This window comes from Chondromyces crocatus (assembly GCF_001189295.1).
GTDB classification, from domain to species: domain Bacteria; phylum Myxococcota_A; class Polyangia; order Polyangiales; family Polyangiaceae; genus Chondromyces; species Chondromyces crocatus.
In genome coordinates this window covers 6,054,468-6,075,446 of record NZ_CP012159.1, presented here as the reverse complement: position 1 = coordinate 6,075,446, position 20,979 = coordinate 6,054,468, and the positions used below count along the sequence as shown (strand labels likewise).

Here is a 20,979-nt window from a genome sequence, read left to right as displayed (position 1 = left end):
CACTCATCCCCGGCGACGCCTCCGCATCATCGTCACTGCGAAGGCCAGCCCAGCAAACGCAACCGACCATGGCTCGCGGGTCGATGTCGCCCCAGCGGCGCGACAGGAGCAACTCAGCAGCTCTGGCGCTTCAGGTGCGTCGACGCACTCCCCCGCGGCATTGCAGGCCTTGCCGCCCACGCAGTCGGCGATCGACTGGCAGGACGCAGGACAGGCATTGCCACCTGCAGGACATCGGTAGGGCGAGCAATCCTGATCCGGTGCCTCGGCGATGCGCAGCGTGAACTCACCATCACACGAGGGCCCGTTCGTCCGGAGATCGATGCATCGCCCACCATCCGCGCAGATGAAGTCGACGACACAGTCCGCATCGGTCGTGCACGAGGCCTTGCACGCCGAGGCGTCCGCGCAGCGGAACCCGAGATCGTCCCCGCCGCAACGCTCGGTCTGCGTGACGAAGCTCCCATCCCCATCGCAGTAGAAGCGGGAGAGGATCGCCGGCGTCGAGCACTCGTCGTCGGTGCAGCCGCACTCCGGCGCCTTGTAGATCTGGTTTGCATCGGGGAACACGCAGAGCGCATCCGCGTTGCCGATGCAGCGACCCGCGCAGTCTCCGAGCCCTGGGCAAGGCTCGCGCTGGGCGGCCCCCATCTGCAGGTTCGGATGAGGCGCCTCGGGTTGCTGCGGGGATCCCACGGCGGTGCAGACGCCGATGTTGTTGATGACGTCACACGCCTGGCACTGGCCCTCGCAAGGGATGTTGCAGCAGTAGCCGTCGACGCAGTTGCCGGAGACGCACTGCCGTCCGCGCTCGCACACGGTGCTGTCCGGGAAGCGAGGCTTGCACGACCCGATGTATTCGGGCAGCGCGCCCCCACCGCCTCCGCTGCCACCTGCCGCACCGGCCCCTCCGCCCCCGGTCGCGCCGCTTCCTCCAGCGCCGGCAGCACCTCCCGCCCCTGCCTCGCCGCCGGCCCCGCCAGCGCCCGCAGAGCCGCCCATTCCCCCTGCGCCCCCTCCTCCGCCCGTCCCGCCGGTCCCGCCTGTCCCGCCGACGCCGGGAGCGCCTCCACCGTGCCCCCCCATGCCACCCGTCCCTCCGGGCTCGGGGGGCGTCGAGAGATCGCACCAGCCGGTGAGTGAGCAGTCAGCGTCCGAGTTACAGCCGAGAATGCAGACCCCGCTCGGCCCACAGGTGCCGGGCTTGCAGTCACGGGTGGCCCCGTCCTGGCGAGAGTTCCCGTTGCCATCGCACTCGTTGTGGACCTCGATCTCGTTGAGGCACTGGATGGGGAGGGGCGTGTCGGCCCGCGTGGGTCCGCACACGCCGTTGTTCGCGGCCGCGCTGTCCTGCTTCAGCGTCGCGGCGCACGAGTAGCACTGCTGGTTGCAAGCTTCATCGCAGCACACACCGTCCGTGCAGTGCCCTGAAGCGCACTCCTGTCCGATGTCACACGTCTCTCCGAGCGCCTTGATCAACAGCTGCGCCGAGCTGAGCGGCCCACCGGGTACCCCGGGCCCCGATCCCCCCGAGATCAGCACGGATCGGCCCGCGGTCAGCTTGTCTCCCGCGTTGACGAGGATGGCGGCGTGATCCCGTCGAGGGCCGAAGCTCGCAGCGCCACCGAGCGGCGAGAACGCCCTTGCCGTCGGACTGAAGATCTCGGTGGCCGACTGGCTGGTGATGTTCGCGGTGCCGTTGAAACCTCCTGCGATGACCACCTGGCCCGTCGGCAACAGCGTCGCGGTATGGTTGGCGCGCGCGGCCCCCATCGCGATGGGGGTCGGCTGGAACTCGAACCCGCGCCGGGTCGGGTTCTGAACGCCATCGTTGTAGATGTCGATGGTGTTCGTGTAGAGCCCCCCCGAGACCTGGGTGGTCCCCCCTGCGATGAGCACCTCGCCGGTCGCGAGCAGCGTCGCCGTGTGGTGACCCCGCAGCGACGTCATCTGATTCGTGGAGGGCGCGATCGACGTGACGGGCGTGAACGAACCGGGCGGCGGCAGCGCCTGGTAGATCTCCGCGGCAGGAAGCGCCGTGCCGGAGAGGACGAAGCCGCCCGTGATCAGCACATTGCCCGTGAGGAGGCGGACCGCGGCGTGGGCGTGGCGTGACGAGCCGAGCGTGTTTCCCGTGGCCGTGAGCGTGCTGATCAGGTTCACGCCGTTCAGGCTGGTGAACTGGTACACGTAGGCGCTGTTCGTCGGCTGGTTCAGCGGTGACGAGATGCCACCGGCGAGAAGCACCCGCGCCCCATCGAGCAGCGTCGCGGTGTGGTTGAAGCGAGGCAGCGCCATCACGTCGTCGTCCGTGATGAACGTGCCCGACGCAGGGCTGTACACCTCGAGCGATGCCAGCGGCGTCGCCGAGCCGAGGTTGCTCGACGAGCCTCCGCCGGCGACCAGGACCGGCCTCGCCTCCGCCGGCAGAGACACGGGCAGCGTCACGAGGGAGGTCGCCGTATGGGCACCACGCGCCGTCGCCATCGGGCCAGTCGCCGCGAAGGTCCGGCTGAGTGGCTCGTAGATCTCCGCGGAGGAGACCGCATTCCCCGAAGCGTTGAAACCTCCCGTCAGCAACACCCGGCTCGCGGCGGCCCCCGGCTCCAGTTCCGCGATGGCATGGCGCGTCCGACCGACGACCATGTTGTTCTTCGTCGAGACCCAGCTCGGATCGAGCAGCGCAGGGTACGCCACCCGCGCGTCGTCCCAGGTCACCACCACCGTGCAGAAGGCGCCTCCAGGAGGCGTCACAGGGCGACCCCAGGGCGCCCTCGGATCCGTATCTGCGGCGCAGCCCTCCAGGGCGAGCCCCGCCGGATGACGAGCGCCATCCCGCCCCACGAGTTCGGGGGGCGCCACGCGGAGCCGCGGCGTGCCCAGGTCATCGAGGAACTCCAGCGTTCGCTCGACGAGGCGCAGGCCACCGACACGAGCGACGTCGACCCGGTAGCGGATCTCCCGCTGGGGCAGCGCCCGCTCGAGGACCACGAAATCCTCCGTCCCGCCAGCGTGAACGCGATGCACGACGTCGAGTGCCACGCCGGAGTCGACCGGGAGCGCCGCCTGGTAGAGCGCGAAGCCCCCCTCCGCGACGGAGATCGGTGTCGACAGCGCCCCCTGGAGCGAAAAGCGAATGGCCACGCCGGAGTCGACGTCCGTCAGCACGGCCTCTCCCGCCGCGACCGCTGGAAGCTCGACGATTGCCGATGCCCTGTCCCTACCCCCCGCGACGTAGGTCCCTGCCGAGGTTCGGCTCAGGTGCCCTCCCGGAATGTCGTCGAGAGCCGAGGAGAACGCAGCCCGCAGCGCGTGGAGTCGGGACACCGCGCTCGCACGTGGCAATGTGCGGCCCTGATGGGAGCCTCGCTCCGACGACGATGGGGACTGCTCGGCACAGCCGACCACCAGCAAGGCGGCTGCAACAGCGAAGAGACCCGCGAAATGCGGATGCTGGAGTGATGTTCGATGCAGGCGGCGCACGCGGCTCCTCCTGCTCGCTGCCGGGTGCGCAGGCAGAGAGCGAGTGCTGGGTTGTTCCGGGAGGGAAGGCAGAGCCTGGAACGATATCAGATGGTCATGTCGTGAAGGGACATTCGAGGGCGAACACCCCCGGATGAGCGTACACGCCCCCGCCGCGGCCTTGCGGTCGCGTCGCAGACGATGTGTATTGGCGGGCGGGGTATCGCGTGAAAAGGGAGCTTGGGACGATGCGCACGACGTGGGCTTGCTTGATGACGCTCGGGCTGATGACGGCGTCCCTGTGCCTCGCTGGCGCGGGGTGTGGAGACAGCGGCAGTGACGGCGCTGGAGGGAGCGGCGCCGGGACTTCGGCGACCACCGCGAGCGGCGCTGGAGGACCTGGAACGGGCGGAGATGGCGGGTCCGGCGCCACCGGCGGAGCCGGAGGAAATGGCGGACAGGGCGGACAAGGGGCCGCGTCCTCGGAGGGTCGCTGCGTGCGCGGGTGTACCATCCCCGCCGATTGCTGCGTCCCTGGACAGCCGAACTGCCCCAGCGACCAGTACCCGACCAACTACACATGCGATGAGGGCATCTGCGGCCCCCCCAGGTGCGCGGTCAAGAGCGACTGCACGGCCAGCGGTCAGCTCCCCGACTACGACTGCCTCGTCATCAATGGCCTGAACCAGTGCGCCGAGCCCTGCGTCACCGACGCGGACTGCGCCGCCCCCCTGAGTTGCACCGGCACCGCCGACGACGGGACGAAGCTCTGCAGGGCCGAGGTCCCAGCCTTCTCGTGCAACGACGACGCGGCCTGCAACGGCTACGGCATCTGCAATGAGGCCGGGACGGCGTGCATCTGCGAAGACAGCAGCCAGTGCACGAACACGTACTTGAACACCTGCGCGCTCCCCTAGCCATCGACGCGCCCCCTGCGCGATCGGCGCGAGGCCTCGGCGGGAACGCTCCACGCACCAGCCCAGCATGACAGCGACGAGAGATCCGGAGAAACTGCGATGACACGCTCGAACTTGAAGGGTCTGTTTCCCTCGGGGCGCGCGCCCCGCAGGCTTCTGGTTCTGTTCCTCGCGTGCTGCGCCTTCTTCCTGACCTCCGTGCCGAGCATGGCCTGGGCCCAGGATTTCGACGGCGATGGGATCCCCGACGCGACCGACAACTGCCCGTTCGTTGCCAACCCCACGCAGGCCAACGCGGACGGCGACGCCTACGGCGACGCGTGCGACCGGTGCCCGACCCTCGCCAGCCCGAACAACGACGACACGGATGGGGATGGCATCGGGGACGCCTGCGACAACTGCCCGTTCGTCGCCAACGCGAGCCAGACGGACAGCGACGAAGACGGCATGGGTGACGCCTGCGATCCCGACGACGACAACGATGGCGTCCCTGATGGGTCGGACAACTGCCCCCTGACCCCCAACCCGGATCAGCTCAATACCGACAACGACACGCACGGTGACGCTTGCGACAACTGTCCTTTCGTCACCAACCAGAGCCAGAACGACAGCGATGGTGATGGGATCGGCAACGCTTGCGACAACTGCCCCACCATCAACAACCCGAACCAGCTCAACGACGACGGCGACGACTTCGGCAACGCCTGTGACAACTGTCCGAGCGTCGCCAACGACAACCAGCTCGACACGGATGGCGACGGCGTCGGCAACGCTTGTGACAACTGCCCCACGACCAGCAACGCCAACCAGCTAGACACGGATGGAGATGGCGTCGGGAACGTCTGTGACAACTGCGTCTCCATCGCGAACCCTGATCAGCTGAACAACGACGCCGATAATTTCGGCAACGTCTGCGACAACTGCCCCAACGTCACGAATCCAGGCCAGGAGGATGTGGACGGCGATGGTCGCGGGGACTTCTGCGACAACTGTCCGAGCACATCCAACCCGAATCAGAACGATACGGACGGCGATGGCCGCGGCGACGCCTGTGACAACTGCCCCAGCATCAGCAACCCGACCCAGGCCGACGACGACAACGATCAGGTAGGCAACGTCTGCGACAACTGCCCGAACACCAGCAACACGAACCAGCTCGACAGCGATGGCGACGGACTCGGAGACGTCTGTGACAACTGTCGGCTCATCTCCAACGTGAACCAGACGGACACGGACGGCGACGGCGTTGGGGACTCCTGCGACAACTGTGTCTTCGTCGTGAACTCCAGCCAGCAGAACAGCGATGGCGACACGCTCGGGGACGCTTGCGACAACTGCCCCCTGGTGTCGAACCAGAGCCAGACCGACCTGGATGGCGACGGCATCGGCGATCTCTGCGACCCCGATCGGGATGGCGACGGATTCCTCAACGTCAACGACAACTGTCCTGACGTGCCGCAGATCAACCAGGCCGACAACGACAACGACGGCATCGGCGATGTCTGTGACGACGACGACGACAACGATGGCGTCAATGACATCTTCGACAACTGCCAGTTCCTCGCCAATGGCCCGAGTCTCTCGGTGAACCCGGGCGACAACCAGCGCGACAACGACAACGACGGCATGGGTGACGTCTGCGACCCCGACGACGACAACGACGGCGTCCTCGACTTCCGCATCACCCCCCCCTTCGCGCCCTACGCGCCGTTCGACAACTGCCAGTTCGAGTTCAACCCCAACCAGCTCAACACCGATGGCGACGCGATGGGCGACGCCTGCGATCCCGATGACGACAACGACGGCGTCCTCGATGGCGCCGACAACTGCCAGCTCATCGCCAACGGTCCCGCGGCTTCGGTGAATCCGGGCGACAATCAGCTCGACAACGACGACGACGGCATGGGTGACGTCTGCGATCCCGACGACGACAACGACGGCATCCTCGACTTCCAGATCACCCCGCCTTACGGGCCGCACACGCCGTTCGACAACTGCCAGTTCGTCGCCAATCCCAACCAGGCGAACAACGACGGCGACGCGATGGGCGACGCTTGCGATCCCGACGACGACAACGATGGTGTCCTCGATGGGGCCGACAACTGCCAGTTCATCGCCAACGGGCCGAGTTCCGCGGTTCATCCCGGCGACAACCAGCTCGACAACGACCAGGATGGCCTCGGCGACGTCTGCGACCTCGACGACGACAACGACGGCGTCCTCGATTTCCAGATCACGGCGCCCTACAACGCGCCAGCCAACCCGAGCGCGTTCGACAACTGCCAGTTCATCGCCAATGGCCCGAGCGCCTCGGTGCTTCCGAACGACAACCAGTCCGACAACGACGGCGACGGGATGGGAGACGTCTGCGATCCCGACGACGACAACGACGGCATCCTCGATTTCCAGGTCGTCCCGCCGTACACCACGCCCTACGATCCGTTCGACAACTGCCAGTTCACGATCAACACCGATCAGGCGGACCAGGACGGTGACGGCATCGGCGACGTCTGCGACCTCGACGACGACGGTGACGGGCTCACCGATGCCGAGGAAGCCGCGCTGGGCACCGATCCACTCAGCGTGGACACCGATGGCGACAACATCCTCGACACCGACGAGGTGGTCAACGTCGCGAACCCGAGCGACCCCGCGAACAACACCGACGGCGACGCGCTGATCGACGCGCTCGATCCCGACAGCGACAACGACGGCATCCCTGACATCGAGGAGGCCGGTGACGACGATCTCGACACCGAGCCGGTCGACACCGACGGCGATGGCATCCCCGATTTCCGCGACCTCGACAGCGACAACGACGGCGTCCCCGACGCGACCGACAACTGCCGCACCATCGTCAACCCGACCCAGACCGACACCGATGGCGACGGCATTGGCAACGCTTGCGAGAGCGGCGTCGACGACGATGGCGACGGCTGGGAGAACATCGACGACAACTGCCCGGACGACTTCAACCCCGACCAGGCGGACAACGACGGCGATGGCATCGGTGACGTCTGCGATCCCGACGACGACAACGACGGCGTCCCCGACACGGTCGACAACTGCCCCCTCGTCGCCAACGGCCCCAACGAGGACGACCAGCGCGACACGGACGGCGACGGCCTCGGAGACGCATGCGATCCCGATGACGACAACGACGGGATCCTCGACGTCGACGACAACTGCCCCCTCGTCCCCAACCCGGACCAGGCCAACGACGATGGCGACGAGTACGGCGACGTCTGCGACCCCGACTACATCGACACCGACGAAGACGGCCTCGTCGACGCCAGCGACAACTGCCCGACCATCGCGAACCCCAACCAGGAGGACCTCGATCAGGACGGTGTCGGTGACGTTTGCGACAACTGCCCGGCCGTCGCCAATCCTGCGGACGAGGACAGCGGCACCCAGATGGACACCGACGGCGATGCCATCGGTGACGCTTGCGACAACTGCCCGACCGTCGACAACCCCGACCAGATCGACGCGGACGACGACGGCGTAGGCGACGCCTGCACGCCTCAAGGCACGGGCGGCGCTGGTGGCGTCGATCCCACGACCACCACCACGTCCTCGGGCGGCGCCGAGCCCCCCGAGTTCGAAGGGGGCTGCAACTGCTCCTTCTCGGACGGGCCGAGCACCCGCGCCCTCTGGGGCATCGCGCTCGTCGCGGCCGCCTTGCTCCGCCGCAGGAGCCGCCGCAACGGCCGCCGCGTGGACGAGTGCGCGCGCGAGCCTTCCACGGGCGCTCCCACCAACCGCCGCGACGCGGCGTGATCCCTCCGGCGTGCGACGCATCACCTAGTTGCCCTGCGTCGCGCGCCCTCGCTAAGGTAACGCTTCCATGAGGCCCTCTTTCCTCGCGGCGACCAGCCTCGCCGCCGCGATGCTGGCGACGACGGCCGGCGCGCTGGCCCAGGGCTTCGCCCTCAACCAGCTGAACCCTGCGCCTGCGGGTGACCCCTTCTTCGGCGTCCCCTCCCCTGCGACGCCAGGACACCTGGAGCCGCGCGCGTACCTCGCCTTCGACTACGGCGCTCAGCCCATCCACCTCCGGGCCCAGGACGTGGACGTCGTCGCCGCGCAAGCCTTCGCGCGCATCGATGCCTCGCTGGCCCTCTGGGATCGCGTGCTCCTCTCCGTCGACATGCCCGTCGCCGTCATCCAGTCCGGCAACGACCCGGGCTTGCAGGGCATCACCTTCACGCCCCTGGAAGCTCCCCAGGCCGGCGATCTCCGACTCGGCCTGCGCGTCCGCCTCCTCGGCGACGACACCGGCCCCTTTCAGCTCGGCATCGGCGGCTACGTCTTCACCCCCACCGGCAACCGCGAGCAGTACACCGGCGAAGGCGCCATCCGCGGCGCACCCCACATCAGCCTCGGCGGCAGGCTCGGCTCCGGCGTGGGCTTCATCTGGAACGCCTCCGGCGGCGTGCAGCTCAACGGCTCCGACAGCCCCCACACGGCCAACTTCGGCGCGGGCATCGGCCTCCTCCTCGCGAACGACGTCCTCCAGCTCGGGCCGGAGATCTACGGCACCATCCCGCTCACGAACGGCACCCTCCGCCTCTCCGCCGAGCCGGACACCCGCACCAGCGCGGACCTCACCGCCGAGCTGCTCTTCGGCGCCAAGCTGCGCGTCCTCCGCGGCCTCACCTTCGGCGGCGCGGCCGGCCCTGGGCTCACCCGCACCGTCGGCACCCCCAGCCTCCGCGCCATCGGCCTGATCGGCTGGACCCCGCTCCCCGATCGCGCCCCCGCAAAGGCGCAGACCACCCCGACCGGCCCCAGAGACACCGACGACGATGGCATCCCAGATGGCATCGATGCGTGCCCGGACGTCAAGGGCCAGCCCTCGCCCGACCCTGCCAAGGACGGTTGCCCCCCCTCGGACCGGGACGGGGATGGCGTGCTCGACGTCGACGACGCCTGCCCCACCACCCCCGGAGAGCGCAGCGGTGACATCACCCGAAACGGCTGCCCTGGCGACACGGACGGCGACGGGATCCACGACGGCATCGACGCCTGCAAGACCCTCCCAGGCATCATCAGCGACGACCCCAGGAAGAACGGCTGCCCGCTCGACAGCGACGATGACGGCATCCCCGATACGAGCGACGCATGCCCGAAGGTCGCTGGCGTCCGCGCCCCCGATCCCAAGTACAACGGCTGCCCGGACGACCCCGACGGTGACGGCATCAAGTTCGGAGATGACGCCTGCCCCAACGAAAAGGGCGTGCCCGATCCGGATCCCAAGCGCAACGGCTGCAAGCGCTTCGTTCGGGTCACGACGTCCGAGATCGTCACCTCCAAGCCCATCCAGTTCGTCATGAATGGGAAGGAGCGCTGGCAGACGGTGGATCGCATCTCCGACGATCTCCTCTACGAAGTCCGCGACGCCATCGTGCAAGATCCGACCATCCAGCTGGTCGAGGTGCAGGGCCACACCGATGACGAGGGCGACGAGAAGTACAACCTCGACCTCTCCCAGCAGCGTGCCGATGCCGTCCGGCAATGGCTCATCCAGGCGGGCGTCCCCGCGAACAAGCTGGTGGCGAAGGGATACGGCATGGAGAAACCGCTCGCCGACAACCGCATCCGCACGGGCCGTCAGAAGAACCGACGCGTGCAGTTCGTCATCGTCCAGCGCGCTGAACGCTGAATCTCCGTAGCCTCCCCAGCATCATCACGAGACGGGGCGCGGCTTCCTTACCGGGCCCGTCGAGGCCTCGCCGAGGATCCCTCGGCGACCGTGTCGTGACGAGCACTCACGTCAAGGCAGAGCGTCCGTCATCGGTCACGCTCTGGCTCGACGGTGCGTCCGTCGTCGGTCACGCCCAGGACCGTCAGAAGTCGTAACGAAGGCTCACACCAGGAGCGAGCATCAGCACGATGTCCCCCATCAAGGACTCGTCGCCGTACCTCCCGATCCCGTCCGTCGATGCCGCGAGCTCGATCGACGAGTTCCACCGAGGCTGGCTCGCCGCGATGAGCAACAGCGCCTGTACCCCGGCACTCACCTCGAAGTGCTGTGCGAAGCGCGCGCCGATGCGCACCTCGGGATCGACGTACACGTACGTCGCCGACTGGAAGTCTGCGACCGGTGAAGCATCGAATGCCCCCCCGGAAGAGGTCCTGAACCGACCCCGCCGCTCATCGCGGACCTGCCCGGCCATCACCCCCACGCCGAGCCGGAACAGCGCAGGGAACCGCTCCCCCAGGTGGTAGCCGATGGTGGCTCCACCGAGGAAACCCGTCAGCCTCAGCGCGTCGTCCGCCGTACCCACGCTCGGCGAGGCGAAGCCGTTCGGCGTGAAATTCGTGGCGCGCCCCGTCACCTGCTGCGTCACCACCAGGAACCCCGCTTCGAGCCCGAAGCCCAGCCCGGAGCCCAGCTCGTAGCCTCCGTGCACGAGGTTCAACGCCCCCAGCCCCATCGAGCGAGAGCAATCCCCGCTGCACCCACCGGCCACCTCACCGCCGAACGACGGCGCCAGCAGCAGCGACGTGCTCACATCGAACATCACCCGCGCCGGCTTCCGCCAGAGCGCCGCGTCCTCGTCGCGCTCCAGCGCCACCGCCACCGTCTCGCGCTGGCCCTTGGCGAGCGTCACCGTGCGCACCACCGGCGTGAAGCCCTCGGACTTCACCTCCACCCGGTGCTGACCGGCCTTGAGCCGTCCCAGCCACACCCCGTTCCCGACGTTGACCGCGTTGATCCACACGCTGGCGCCAGGCGGCGTCGGATCCACGCGCAAAGAGGCGTCCAGATCCTCGGCGAGCAGCGCCAGGCTGGTCAGCTCCTGCGACTTCACCTGGGCGGGCGTGGGCTGCGTCCCCAGCTTCCCCTCGCCCCGCAGCACCACCATGTGATCGCCGACGCCCAGCCGGCCTTCCCAGGGCGTTCGACCGACGACCACGTTGTCGACCAGCACCTCGACCGACTTGCCCGTGCGCTCCGTGATGCGCAGCCGCCCCGAGGCGGTCAGCTTGCGGAGCTTCGCCGTGATCGACGCGACCTGCCCGCCGGCCACCGTCACGCGCCCCTCGAAGGGCTCGTACCCCTCCTTGACCACCCGCACCAGGTGCGTGCCGGCTGCCACGCGAAGCGGCTTCACGGGTGGGTACTCCCCCCGATCCTCGCCGCTCACCACGATGGAAGCGCCAGGCTCGGCGCCTGCCACGTCGATGGTCCCCACCAGCGATCGCAGCTCCGCCAGCTCACGCTGCGCTGCCGCCCGCTCTGCGTCCGGCACCTGGAAGTCGCGGAGCAGCGTCTCGAACATGTCGAGCGCCTCGTCGTAGCGCTGCAGCTTGCGCATCGCGATGGCCGCGTTGTTCGTGGCCGCGCGGGTGGGGAAGAGCTTCCGCGACAGCAGGAACTCTGCCAGCGCAGGCGCCCATGCCTCCTCGCGCAGCAACGACAGACCTCGCTGAAAATGCGAGCGCGCCTGCTGACGAATTTCCTCGGAGATGATCGGCCCACCATCGGAGGACCCACCATCGGTCGCTCCGGGTTGTGCCGTGGGAGGCGCTTGCGTCTCCGCTCCTGGCTGCGCGCCAGACGCGCCCCCTGGGGTCGTGTCAGCGCCCTGCGCGGCGCCCGAGGCCGTGGTCGGCGCCGGTGCCGGCTGTGCGAGCGCCGTCTCGGCAGTCAGCGCCATGATCAGCACACCGACGACGATGCTCTTGGAGTGGACCATCACCTCGCGCCCACGGCGTCTCGCGTCACGCACGGTTCCAAGCCCTGCTTTCAGTTACCGAACTCGCCCGTGTCCTCGATGACGCCTCGCTGGGGGGTCGGCGTCGGCGTCGGCGCTGCCACCGCGCCAGGCGTCGCTGTGGACGCGGGCTTCGGTGCCCCCGGCGGCCGCAGCTCCAGCCGCGGCGGGTTCGGCCCCGACTCGCCCATCACCACCGTCTCCACGGTCTCGTTCTTCCCCTTGGAGAGGCGCACCCGGTACTCCCCGCCCAGCACCCCGTTGAACTCGAGCACCCCGTTGCGGACCTGGGCGTCCGTCACCGGGACCCCGTTGCTGTCCACCTCGACGCTCACGTCCTTGGGCTCCACCGTCAGCCGCACGCGCCGCGGCTTGGCCTCGACGACGGGCACTGGCGTCGGCGCAGGATCGGGCTTCGGTGGGGTCGGCGCGGCCTCCGTCTGCACGGGCGCCGCGGGGGGTGGTGCAGGCGGCGTCTCTTGCGTTCGCCCGAGAATCACGATGCCCACCCCGAGGGCTGCGGCCAGCGCCAGCGCGCTGATCACCAGCGGCGCCTTCGAGCTGGCAGAGGGAGCGCCGTGCCCATGAGACTGCGTGAGCGCCCCGTTCGTCCCCGCCCCCGAGTGCGCATAGCCAAGGGACGGCGACGACCCCATCCCGGGCGCGACGCCCAGCGCAGGGGAAGAGGCCAGCCCTGGCGAGGAGCTCAAGCTGGGGTTCGAGCCCATCGCGGGGTGCGAGCCCATCTCTGGCCTCGGCGGCGGCATGCTCAAGGGGAGCCGCGGCGCCGCGTGCTGCCGCATGCTGTCTTCCAGCGAGATCAGCATGTCTTCCTGGATCGTCCACCCGTAGGGCAAGAGCTGTTTGATCGCCGCGAGGAGCTGTTCGGCGCTCTGGTAGCGGCGGCCGGGATCCTGCTGCAGGCAGTTGTGCACGATGGCGGCGACTTCGGGCGCCACCCAGGGCGCGAAGTCCTGCACGGGCGGCGGCGGCACCGAGCAGATCGAGATGATCAGCTCTCCCAGCGCGTTGATGTGGTGGTACGGCGTCCGCCCCGTGAGGGCCTGGTACATCACCGCGCCGAGCGACCAGATGTCCGTCCGCCAGTCGATCTCCTTCGCCCCGCGCGCTTGCTCCGGCGACATGTAGAGCGGTGACCCGAGCAGGTTTCCGGTGCGGGTCAGCTCCGCGCCCTCGGTGTCGTGCGCCTGGTCCATCTTGACCTTGGCGATCCCGAAGTCGAGCAGCTTGACCACCACCTCCCCCGCCTCGCGCCGCGCGAGGAACAGGTTGTGTGGCTTGATGTCGCGGTGCACCACGCTCGCCGTGTGCGCCTTCTGCAGCCCGAGGCACGCCTGTGCCCCGATGCGCAGCACCAGGTCTGGCGACAGCACCCCGACGCGCTTGATCAGCGCCATCAGGTCGTCGCCGACCATGTACTCCATCACCAGGAACGGCAGGTTGCTCTCGCGATCGACGCCCGCGTCGAGCACCTGGGTGATGTGCTGCGTCTCGATGGCGCCAGCCGCCCGCGCCTCGCGCTGGAACCGGCTGACGACCTTGGGATCCTTCGTCAGGTCCGCGGAGCTGATGACCTTGACCGCGACGCGCCGGCCCGTGGCCGTGTGCTCGGCCTCGTACACCGACCCCATCGCGCCCTCACCGAGGAGCTTGCGAATCTGGTACTTACCGTCGAGGGTGGTGCCAATCACGTTATATGTGCGCCACTCTACAGGATTGATGTGCGCGTAGCAATCGCATGGAACCGCGCAATCCGGCGTCGCCGGGCGCAGTCCGGTGCTGCATCACGCATGGAATCCAGCGCTGTGGCATGCGCCGGATCACGCGCTGCGGCACCTCGTCATGCAGATGGCTGGATGCCCACGATCTCCTCGAGCGGCCGCCCCGTCCGTCGGGCCTTCTTGAGCTGAGCATAACGCCACCACGTATACACCACGGGGATGATCTCCAGCGTCAGGAATGCGCTCGTGAGCAACCCCCCCACCATCGGCGCGGCGATGCGCTTCATCACATCGGCGCCGCTCCCTTCGGCCCACAGGAGCGGCGTCAGCCCGATCAGCATGGTCGCCACCGTCATCAGCTTCGGCCGCACCCGCATCACCGTCCCTTCCATGTGGGCCCAGATGATGTCGTTCAGATCGCGGATCCTCCCCGCCCGCAGCCGACGGAAAAACGCCTGATCGATGTACACGATCATCACGATCCCCGTCTGCGCCGCCAGCCCGAGCAGGGCGATGATCCCCACCCACACCGCCGTCGAGAGGCGGTAGTCGAGCAGGTGGAGCAGCCACACGCTCCCCACCAGCGCGAACGGGATCGACAGGAGCACGATCAGCACCTCGGTCACGTTGCGGAACTGCAGCCAGAGCAGCACCACCACGATCGCCAGCGCGAGCGGCACCAGGATCTGCATCCGTTCCCGCATCTCCTCGAGCAGCTCGTACTGCCCCGTCCATGACAGGTACATCCCGCCATCGAGCGCGAGCTCCCCGCGATCCATCGCTCCCGTCACTGCCGCCCGCGCGTCGCTCACGTAGCCGCCGATGTCCCGTGACGGATCCACGTCGATGTACACGTAGCCCACGAGCTGCCCCGCCTCGTTGCGGATCATCGGCGGCCCTTCCACCACCTCCACCCGCGCCACTTCCCCGAGCGGGATTGCCTGCGCCCCGCCCCGTGCAGCGCCCATCCCGTCTCCGCCTCGCCCCGCCTCCGCGCCAGCGCTCCCTCCGGCCGACACCACCGCTCCGCGCTCGGCGCGCACCGGCAAGGGCACCAGCACCTCGCGGATCCGCTGTGGCGACGACCGGAAATCCTCCTTGTACCGCACGTTGATCGTGAACCGACCGCGCCCTTCTACCGTCGCCGCGATCACCTCGCCCCCCACGGCGCCCTCGATCACCGCCTGCACGTCCTCGACCTGGAGGCCATAGCGCGACAGCGCCGCCCGATCGGGCACCACGTCCACGTACGACCCTCCGAGCGACCGCTCGTACAGCACGCTCCGCGTCCCGGCGACCCGCCCGACGATCGCCTCCACTTGCCGGCCGACCCGCTCGATCGCGTGCAGATCGTGCCCGAACACCTTCACCCCCACCGGGGTCCGCACCCCCGTGGTCAGCATGTCGATCCGCGCCCGGATGGGCATCGTCCAGGCGTTCGTGAACCCCGGGAGCTGCATCGCCCCGTTCAGCTTCGCCACCAGCTCGTCCCAGGTCTCCTCGCGCTCCTCGGGCCACGCCCAGCGCAGCGCGGGCTTCACCCCCTCTGGCGCCCACGACGAGTACCACCGCGTCACAGGCACCTTCGGCCACGCCGCTCGCGGGTGGAGCTGGATCACCGTCTCCGCCATCGACAGCGGCGCGGGATCGGTCGCCGTCTCCGCGCGCCCGATCTTCCCGTGCACCGTCTTCACTTCCGGGAAGCTCTTCAGGATCGCGTCTTGCCGCTGGAGCTGCCGCTTCGCCTCCTCGATGGAGATCCCGGGCAGCGTCGTCGGCATGTACAGCAAATCCCCCTCGTTCAGGCTGGGCATGAACTCGCTCCCGAGCTTCATCCCCACCGGGATCGCCGACACCACCGCCAGGACCCCGATCAGCACCGTGGTGATCGGCCGCCGCAGCGCCACGTACACGAACGGCTGGTACACCGCGATCACCGCCCGCGAGATCGGGTGCTTCGACTCCGGCCGGATCTTCCCCCGGAGAAGCAGATCCCGGAGCGCTGGCGCCAGCGTCACCGACAGGATCGCCGCCGCGATCATCACGAACGTCTTCGTGTACGCCAGCGGCCGGAACATCCGCCCTGCCTGCCCGGTCAGCCCGAAGACCGGGATGAACGACACCGCGATGATGAGCAGCGACGAGAAGATCGCGGGCGTCACCTCCTCCGCCGCCTTGGCCAGGAGCCTCGCCCGCGCCTTCAGCGACATCCCTGGCGGCGCGTGCTCCAGCGCCTTGTGGCATGCCTCCACCATCACGATCTCCGCGTCCACGGTCGCCCCGATCGCGATCGCGATCCCCCCGAGGCTCATGATCGTCGACGGAACCCCCAGCCACCACATCGGCACGAACGCCAGCAGCACCGCCAGCGGCAAGCTGATGATCGGCAAGAGCGCGCTCCGGAAGTGCAGCAGGAACAGCACGATCACCACGCTGACCACCGCGATCTCCTCGATCAGCGCTCGCTTCAGCGTGTCCACTGCCCGCTCGATCAGCCCCGAGCGATCGTAGGTGGTGACGATCTCCACCCCCTCGGGCAGCGTCTTCCGCAGCTCCCCGAGCTTTGCTTCCACCCGCTGGATCACCTCCAGCGCGTTCTCCCCGTAGCGCATCACCACGATCCCGCCGGCCACCTCCCCCTCGCCGTCCAGGTCCGCGGCCCCTCGCCGCGCGTCGGGCCCCAGCCGTGCCGAGCCCACGTCCCGCACCCGCACGCTGGCCCCGTCGGCGTTCGACCGGATCACGATCGCGCCCAGGTCCTCCACGCTCCCCACGTACCCCCGCCCTCGCACCGCGTACTCGCGCCCCGCAAGCTCGATCACGCGCCCGCCCACCTCCGAGCTGGACCGCCGGACCGCCCCCGCCACCTCATCGAACGTCACCCCGAACGACCGCAACCGCTCCGGATCCAGCGTCACCTGGTACTGCCGCTCGAACCCGCCGATCGCGGCCACCTGCGCCACACCGGGCACGCTCTCCAGCGCGTACCGCAGCGTGAAGTCCTGGAGCGCCCGCAGATCCGCCGCGTCCTGCCGCCCCGACCGATCCACCACCGCGTACTGGTAGATCCACCCCACCCCCGTCGCGTCCGGCCCCAGCGACGGCGAGACCCCCTCGGGCAGCCGCTGCTGGATCGAACTCAGGTACTCCAGCACCCGCGACCGTGCCCAGTAGACGTCCGTCCCCTCCTCGAACAGCACGTACACGAACGACATCCCCTGCATGGAGAAGCCGCGCACGTCGGTCACCTTCGGCGCCGCCAGGAGCGCCGAGGCGATCGGGTACGTCACCTGATCCTCCACCAGCGTCGGCGACCGCCCCATCCACTCCGTGAAGACGATCACCTGCGGATCCGACAGATCCGGGATCGCGTCGAGCGGGATCCGCCTCCGCGCCGCGTCCGCGCCGAACGCCGCCAGCACGAAGGCGAAGATCACGAATGCCCGGTGCGTCGCGCACCACGCGATGACTCGCCCCATCATCGGTCCGGCTCCCCGGTCAGCGACGCCGACAGCCGGCTCTCCGCGTCCACGAGGAACGTCGCCCGCGACACCACCTCCTCGCCTTCACGCAGCCCGGCGCGCACCACCACCCGATCCCCCAGCTCGGGCCCCAGCTCCACCGAGCGCGGCGCGTACCGGCTCCCCTCGGTCACCACGAACACGTAGACCGACCGCCCCGTGTCGATGACCGCATCGAGCGGCACCGTCAGCTCTTCCCCAACGCCCGCGGACAGCTCCGCCGTCCCGAACTGCCCGGGCCGCAGCGTCAAATCCCGGTTCTCTACCTGGAACCGGACCCGCGCCGATCGCGTCGCCAGATCCACGTCCGGGTAGACCAGATCCACCCGCGCCTCGAACACCTTCCCGGGCAGCGCTGGCGTGGTGAAGCTCGCCGCGTCCCCCACCCGCACCCCCGCGAGCTGCTGCGGGTGGAGGCTGGCGATGATGTACACCTGCCCCAGATCCACCACCTCGAACAGCGGCATCTCCGGCGTCACCCGCGACCCCAGCACCACGTTCTTCCGCACCACGTAGCCGCTGATTGGCGACGACACCCCCACCGCCCGCACGGGCTCCCCCTTCTCCAGCACCTTCGCCACCGTCCCTGCGCCGAGCCCGAGCAGCTCCAGCCGCTTCCGCGCCGCCGCCACGGGGGCAGGTGTCGAGGTCCCGTGCATCTCCCCGGCACCGGGCCAGCTCCGCATCGCCAGCAGCTCCTGCTGCGCCTGGAAGATCTGCGGGCTGTACACCGACGCGAGCAGCTCCCCCGCCTTCACCTTCACCCCGGTCTGCTTCACCCGGATCGCCTCGACGAAGCCCTCGGCCCGCACGTGGACCTCGGCCCGCCCCTGCTCCGGCGCCTCGACCGAGGCCGTCACCCGCACCCGCTCTCCGCGGAGACCGCGCTCGACCTTCGCCGTGCGCACCCCGACCGCTTGCGCGCGGTCCAGCGAGATCGCGACCTCCGTCGTCCCCTGCGGCTTCTTGCGCCGCTCCTCCGGCGTGGGCACGGGGATCAGCACCATTCCCCCGCACTTCTCGCAGATCGCGCCGGGGGTCTCGCTGTGCACCTCCGGATGCATCGGGCACCAGTAGCCCGTCTCCGGAGGCTCTACCGCCGGCACCTCGGCCTTGCCGTGCGCGCCGTGCATCTCGGTCATCCCCGTCGCGCCGTGCGATCCGTGGGACCCATGCGCCCCGTGGTCCACGTGCGCTCCGTGGTCCCCGTGCGCTCCGTGCGCGCTCTCCTGCGCCCCACCGTGCGCGCTCCCCTGTCCACCACCTTGCGTGTTGCCGCGCGCACCTCGCTGCCGCCCCTCCGGCACGGGCTCCAGCGCCATGTGGCAGATCGGGCACTCCCCGGGCCGATCCGACGTGATCTGCGGGTGCATCGGGCAGTAGTACTGCGTCACCTCCGCGGCCTCCCCCCGCAGCAACGAGGGCGCCACGTAGGCAACGATCGACACCGCCGCCACGACCGTCATCACGGCGAGCAGCGCCCAGCGCACGACCGCCATGACCCTCATCCCGGGCGGCGGCGCCTCTTCGCCCTCGTGGAAGTGCCCCTCCCCGTGAGGGACGAAGTCCTCCTCTTCGTCGGGCTCTCGTCCTCCCTCTCTGCGCGCGTGCGGTTCCCCTCCAGGCGCCAGCTCCTCCCCGTGGACCGACGCCTTCTCCAAGTCGCGCGTCTCCTCCCCTCGCTGCGGCGCATGCGCTCCCTCGATGCGCGTCGCCTCGCCTTCACGCATCACGTCTCCCTCACGCTCCACACCATCCTCGCGCTCCACGCCGTCCTCACGCCCCCGATCGCCCTGCTCCACCGGAAGCGCCTCCGCCTTCTCGCGATCCTGCTCGGCGCTCATCGCGCACCTCCTGCCGCCCCGTGCGCCGGGGCCAGCGCGACCAGCGGCAACGGCGACCGCGCCGCACGCCCTCCCACCGCGAAGTCCAGCTCCACGAGTGCGCGCTCCAGATCCCCCTGCGCCTCGGTGATCTCCAGCTCCACCTCCAGCGTCGCGTGCGCAGCATCCAGCCACATCAGGAAGTCGGAACCGCCCGCTGCGTAGCCCGCCCGCGTCACCTCCAGCGCCCGCTGCGCCACCGGCAGCGCCTCGTTGCGGAGCGCAAGGAGCCGCCGCCCTGCCTCCTGCACCGCGATCACCGCCGTCGCCGCCCCTCCCCGCGCTTGGAGACGCACCGCCTGCGCCGCCGACGCCTCCCCGCGCGCCCGCGCCGTCGCCCCCTCCGCCCTCTTCGACCCGGGCCCCCACACCCAGGGCAACGACATCCCCACCGTCGCCCCCCAGCCCGCGTGCATCCCCCCGACCGGGTGGAAGTAGCTCAGCCCCACCAGGAACGACGGGTAGCTCGCCTCTCGCCCTGCGGCCTCGGCGCGCTGCGCTGCGGCGCCCTTCATCGCCTCCGCGGCGGCCACTGCCGGGCTCCGCGCCATCGCCCGCTCCGCCGCCTCTGCCGGCGTCAGCTTCGTTCCCATCGGCTCCCCCTCGCGCGGAGGCCCGAGCGGCGCGTCCACCGCCCGCGACAGCAGCACGTTCAGCGTCGCCCGCGCTTCCTCCAGCCGCCCTTGTTCCCGCGCCACCGACGAGAGCAGCCGCGCCCGTTCCAGGTCGGCCTTCACCAGATCCGACACCGGCCCTCCCGCCGTGTACCGGGCCCGCGCCGCCGCCGACATCTGCTCGAAGATCCCCACGTGCTCCCCGTGTGCCCGGTGCCGCGCCGTCGCCTCCACGTACATGGCGAACGCGCGGCCCACATCACGCGCGATCTCCAGCGCCGCTCCCGTCACCATCGCCGCCCCGGCCTGCGCCTCCAGCGCCATCGCCTGCGCGGCCCGATCGAGCGATCCCGCAGCCGGGATCTCCTGCCGCACCGAGAACATCAGCATTCCCGCATCCGGGACCGCCCAGGGCCGCGCGAGCGGCACCTGCCACAGCTCCGCCATCAACTCCGGCGAAGGCAGGCTCCCCTCCGCGCGCGCATCCATCGCCGTCGCCCGCACCCGCTGCGCTGCCGCCGCCACCTGAGGGTGCCGCGCGATCGCCGCTGCCTGGAGCGAGGCGAGATCCACCTCGCGCTCGAGCGCCGCATCGTCCGGGATGTGCGCCTCCCGAGGTCGTCCTCCCTCACCTGCACGCTCGCTGCTCACCGTGCGCTCGCCACTCGCCGTACGGCCCCCGCTCGCCGCACGCTCCCTGCCCTCGGTCGGCCTCGTGCCGCGACCTCCGGCCGCCTCTCCATCGCGCGCGCCACCGTCTCCCGCGCGCCTCGCCTCGCCGCCTGCCGATCCATCGGCCGCGCCGCGCCCCCTGCGAGCCCCCGCGCTCTCCTCGTTGCTCAGCAACGAGCTCGCCACCGCTTCTGGCGATGCTGCGCGCTCCGCCGCCTCCAGCGTGTTCCGGGTCGCGCCCGGCAAGCACCCGCTCGCGGCGAGCAAGAGCCCTGCCGCCACCATCACTGTCGCCTTAACGCACCTGTCGCTCGCCATCGTCCACCTCGCCGCAACGCACACGGGTCGAGGGGCACGGCGCGGAGCCGTTCGTCGTGGTCCACGGACGCGACGATCCAGGGTACGCAGCGCGGAGCATCCGCATACGCCACCGAGGGATCG

General features: G+C 69.6%; 9 protein-coding genes. 3 read left to right on the top strand and 6 right to left on the bottom strand.

Translation table 11 applies throughout. The features are described from left to right. Positions 1-3 precede the first annotated feature (3 nt). Positions 4-3,327, bottom strand: a complete 3,324-nt coding sequence (locus CMC5_RS22200; RefSeq protein WP_156338791.1) for a Kelch repeat-containing protein — start codon at positions 3,325-3,327, stop codon at positions 4-6. A 383-nt stretch (positions 3,328-3,710) separates the two neighbouring features. Here CMC5_RS22200 and CMC5_RS46605 point away from each other — a divergent pair, with 383 nt between their 5' ends. The 3 genes from CMC5_RS46605 to CMC5_RS22185 all read left to right on the top strand — a co-directional run bounded on the left by CMC5_RS46605 (position 3,711) and on the right by CMC5_RS22185 (position 10,047). Next, the gene (locus tag CMC5_RS46605; protein WP_179955476.1) at positions 3,711-4,379 is read left to right on the top strand and encodes a hypothetical protein; all 669 of its coding nucleotides are present in this window, start codon (positions 3,711-3,713) and stop codon (positions 4,377-4,379) included. Positions 4,380-4,478: 99 nt separating this feature from the next. Then, positions 4,479-8,162: a thrombospondin type 3 repeat-containing protein gene (locus tag CMC5_RS22190; RefSeq protein ID WP_050432291.1), complete on the top strand. Its 3,684-nt coding sequence runs from the start codon at positions 4,479-4,481 to the stop codon at positions 8,160-8,162. A gap of 67 nt (positions 8,163-8,229) precedes the next feature. After that, positions 8,230-10,047 carry an OmpA family protein gene (locus tag CMC5_RS22185; RefSeq protein WP_050432290.1) on the top strand — a complete coding sequence of 606 codons (1,818 nt, stop codon included), beginning with the start codon at positions 8,230-8,232 and terminating at the stop codon, positions 10,045-10,047. Positions 10,048-10,231: 184 nt separating this feature from the next. On the opposite strand, the gene CMC5_RS22180 is transcribed toward CMC5_RS22185, so the two are convergent. The 5 genes from CMC5_RS22180 to CMC5_RS22160 form a co-directional block, all read right to left on the bottom strand. Further along, the gene (locus tag CMC5_RS22180; protein ID WP_245677694.1) at positions 10,232-12,121 is read right to left on the bottom strand and encodes a PEGA domain-containing protein; all 1,890 of its coding nucleotides are present in this window, start codon (positions 12,119-12,121) and stop codon (positions 10,232-10,234) included. Positions 12,122-12,138: 17 nt separating this feature from the next. Further along, positions 12,139-13,818, bottom strand: coding sequence for a serine/threonine protein kinase (locus CMC5_RS22175; protein WP_050432288.1), 1,680 nt, complete (start codon positions 13,816-13,818; stop codon positions 12,139-12,141). A gap of 149 nt (positions 13,819-13,967) precedes the next feature. After that, positions 13,968-17,330: an efflux RND transporter permease subunit gene (locus CMC5_RS22170; RefSeq protein ID WP_050432287.1), complete on the bottom strand. Its 3,363-nt coding sequence runs from the start codon at positions 17,328-17,330 to the stop codon at positions 13,968-13,970. Next, complete coding sequence (locus tag CMC5_RS22165; RefSeq protein ID WP_050432286.1) at positions 17,327-19,213, bottom strand: efflux RND transporter periplasmic adaptor subunit; 1,887 nt, start codon at positions 19,211-19,213, stop codon at positions 17,327-17,329. The genes CMC5_RS22170 and CMC5_RS22165 overlap by 4 nt, the downstream gene beginning before the upstream one ends. Then, complete coding sequence (locus tag CMC5_RS22160) at positions 19,210-20,823, bottom strand: TolC family protein (RefSeq protein WP_050432285.1); 1,614 nt, start codon at positions 20,821-20,823, stop codon at positions 19,210-19,212. The genes CMC5_RS22165 and CMC5_RS22160 overlap by 4 nt, the downstream gene beginning before the upstream one ends. Positions 20,824-20,979 lie beyond the last annotated feature (156 nt).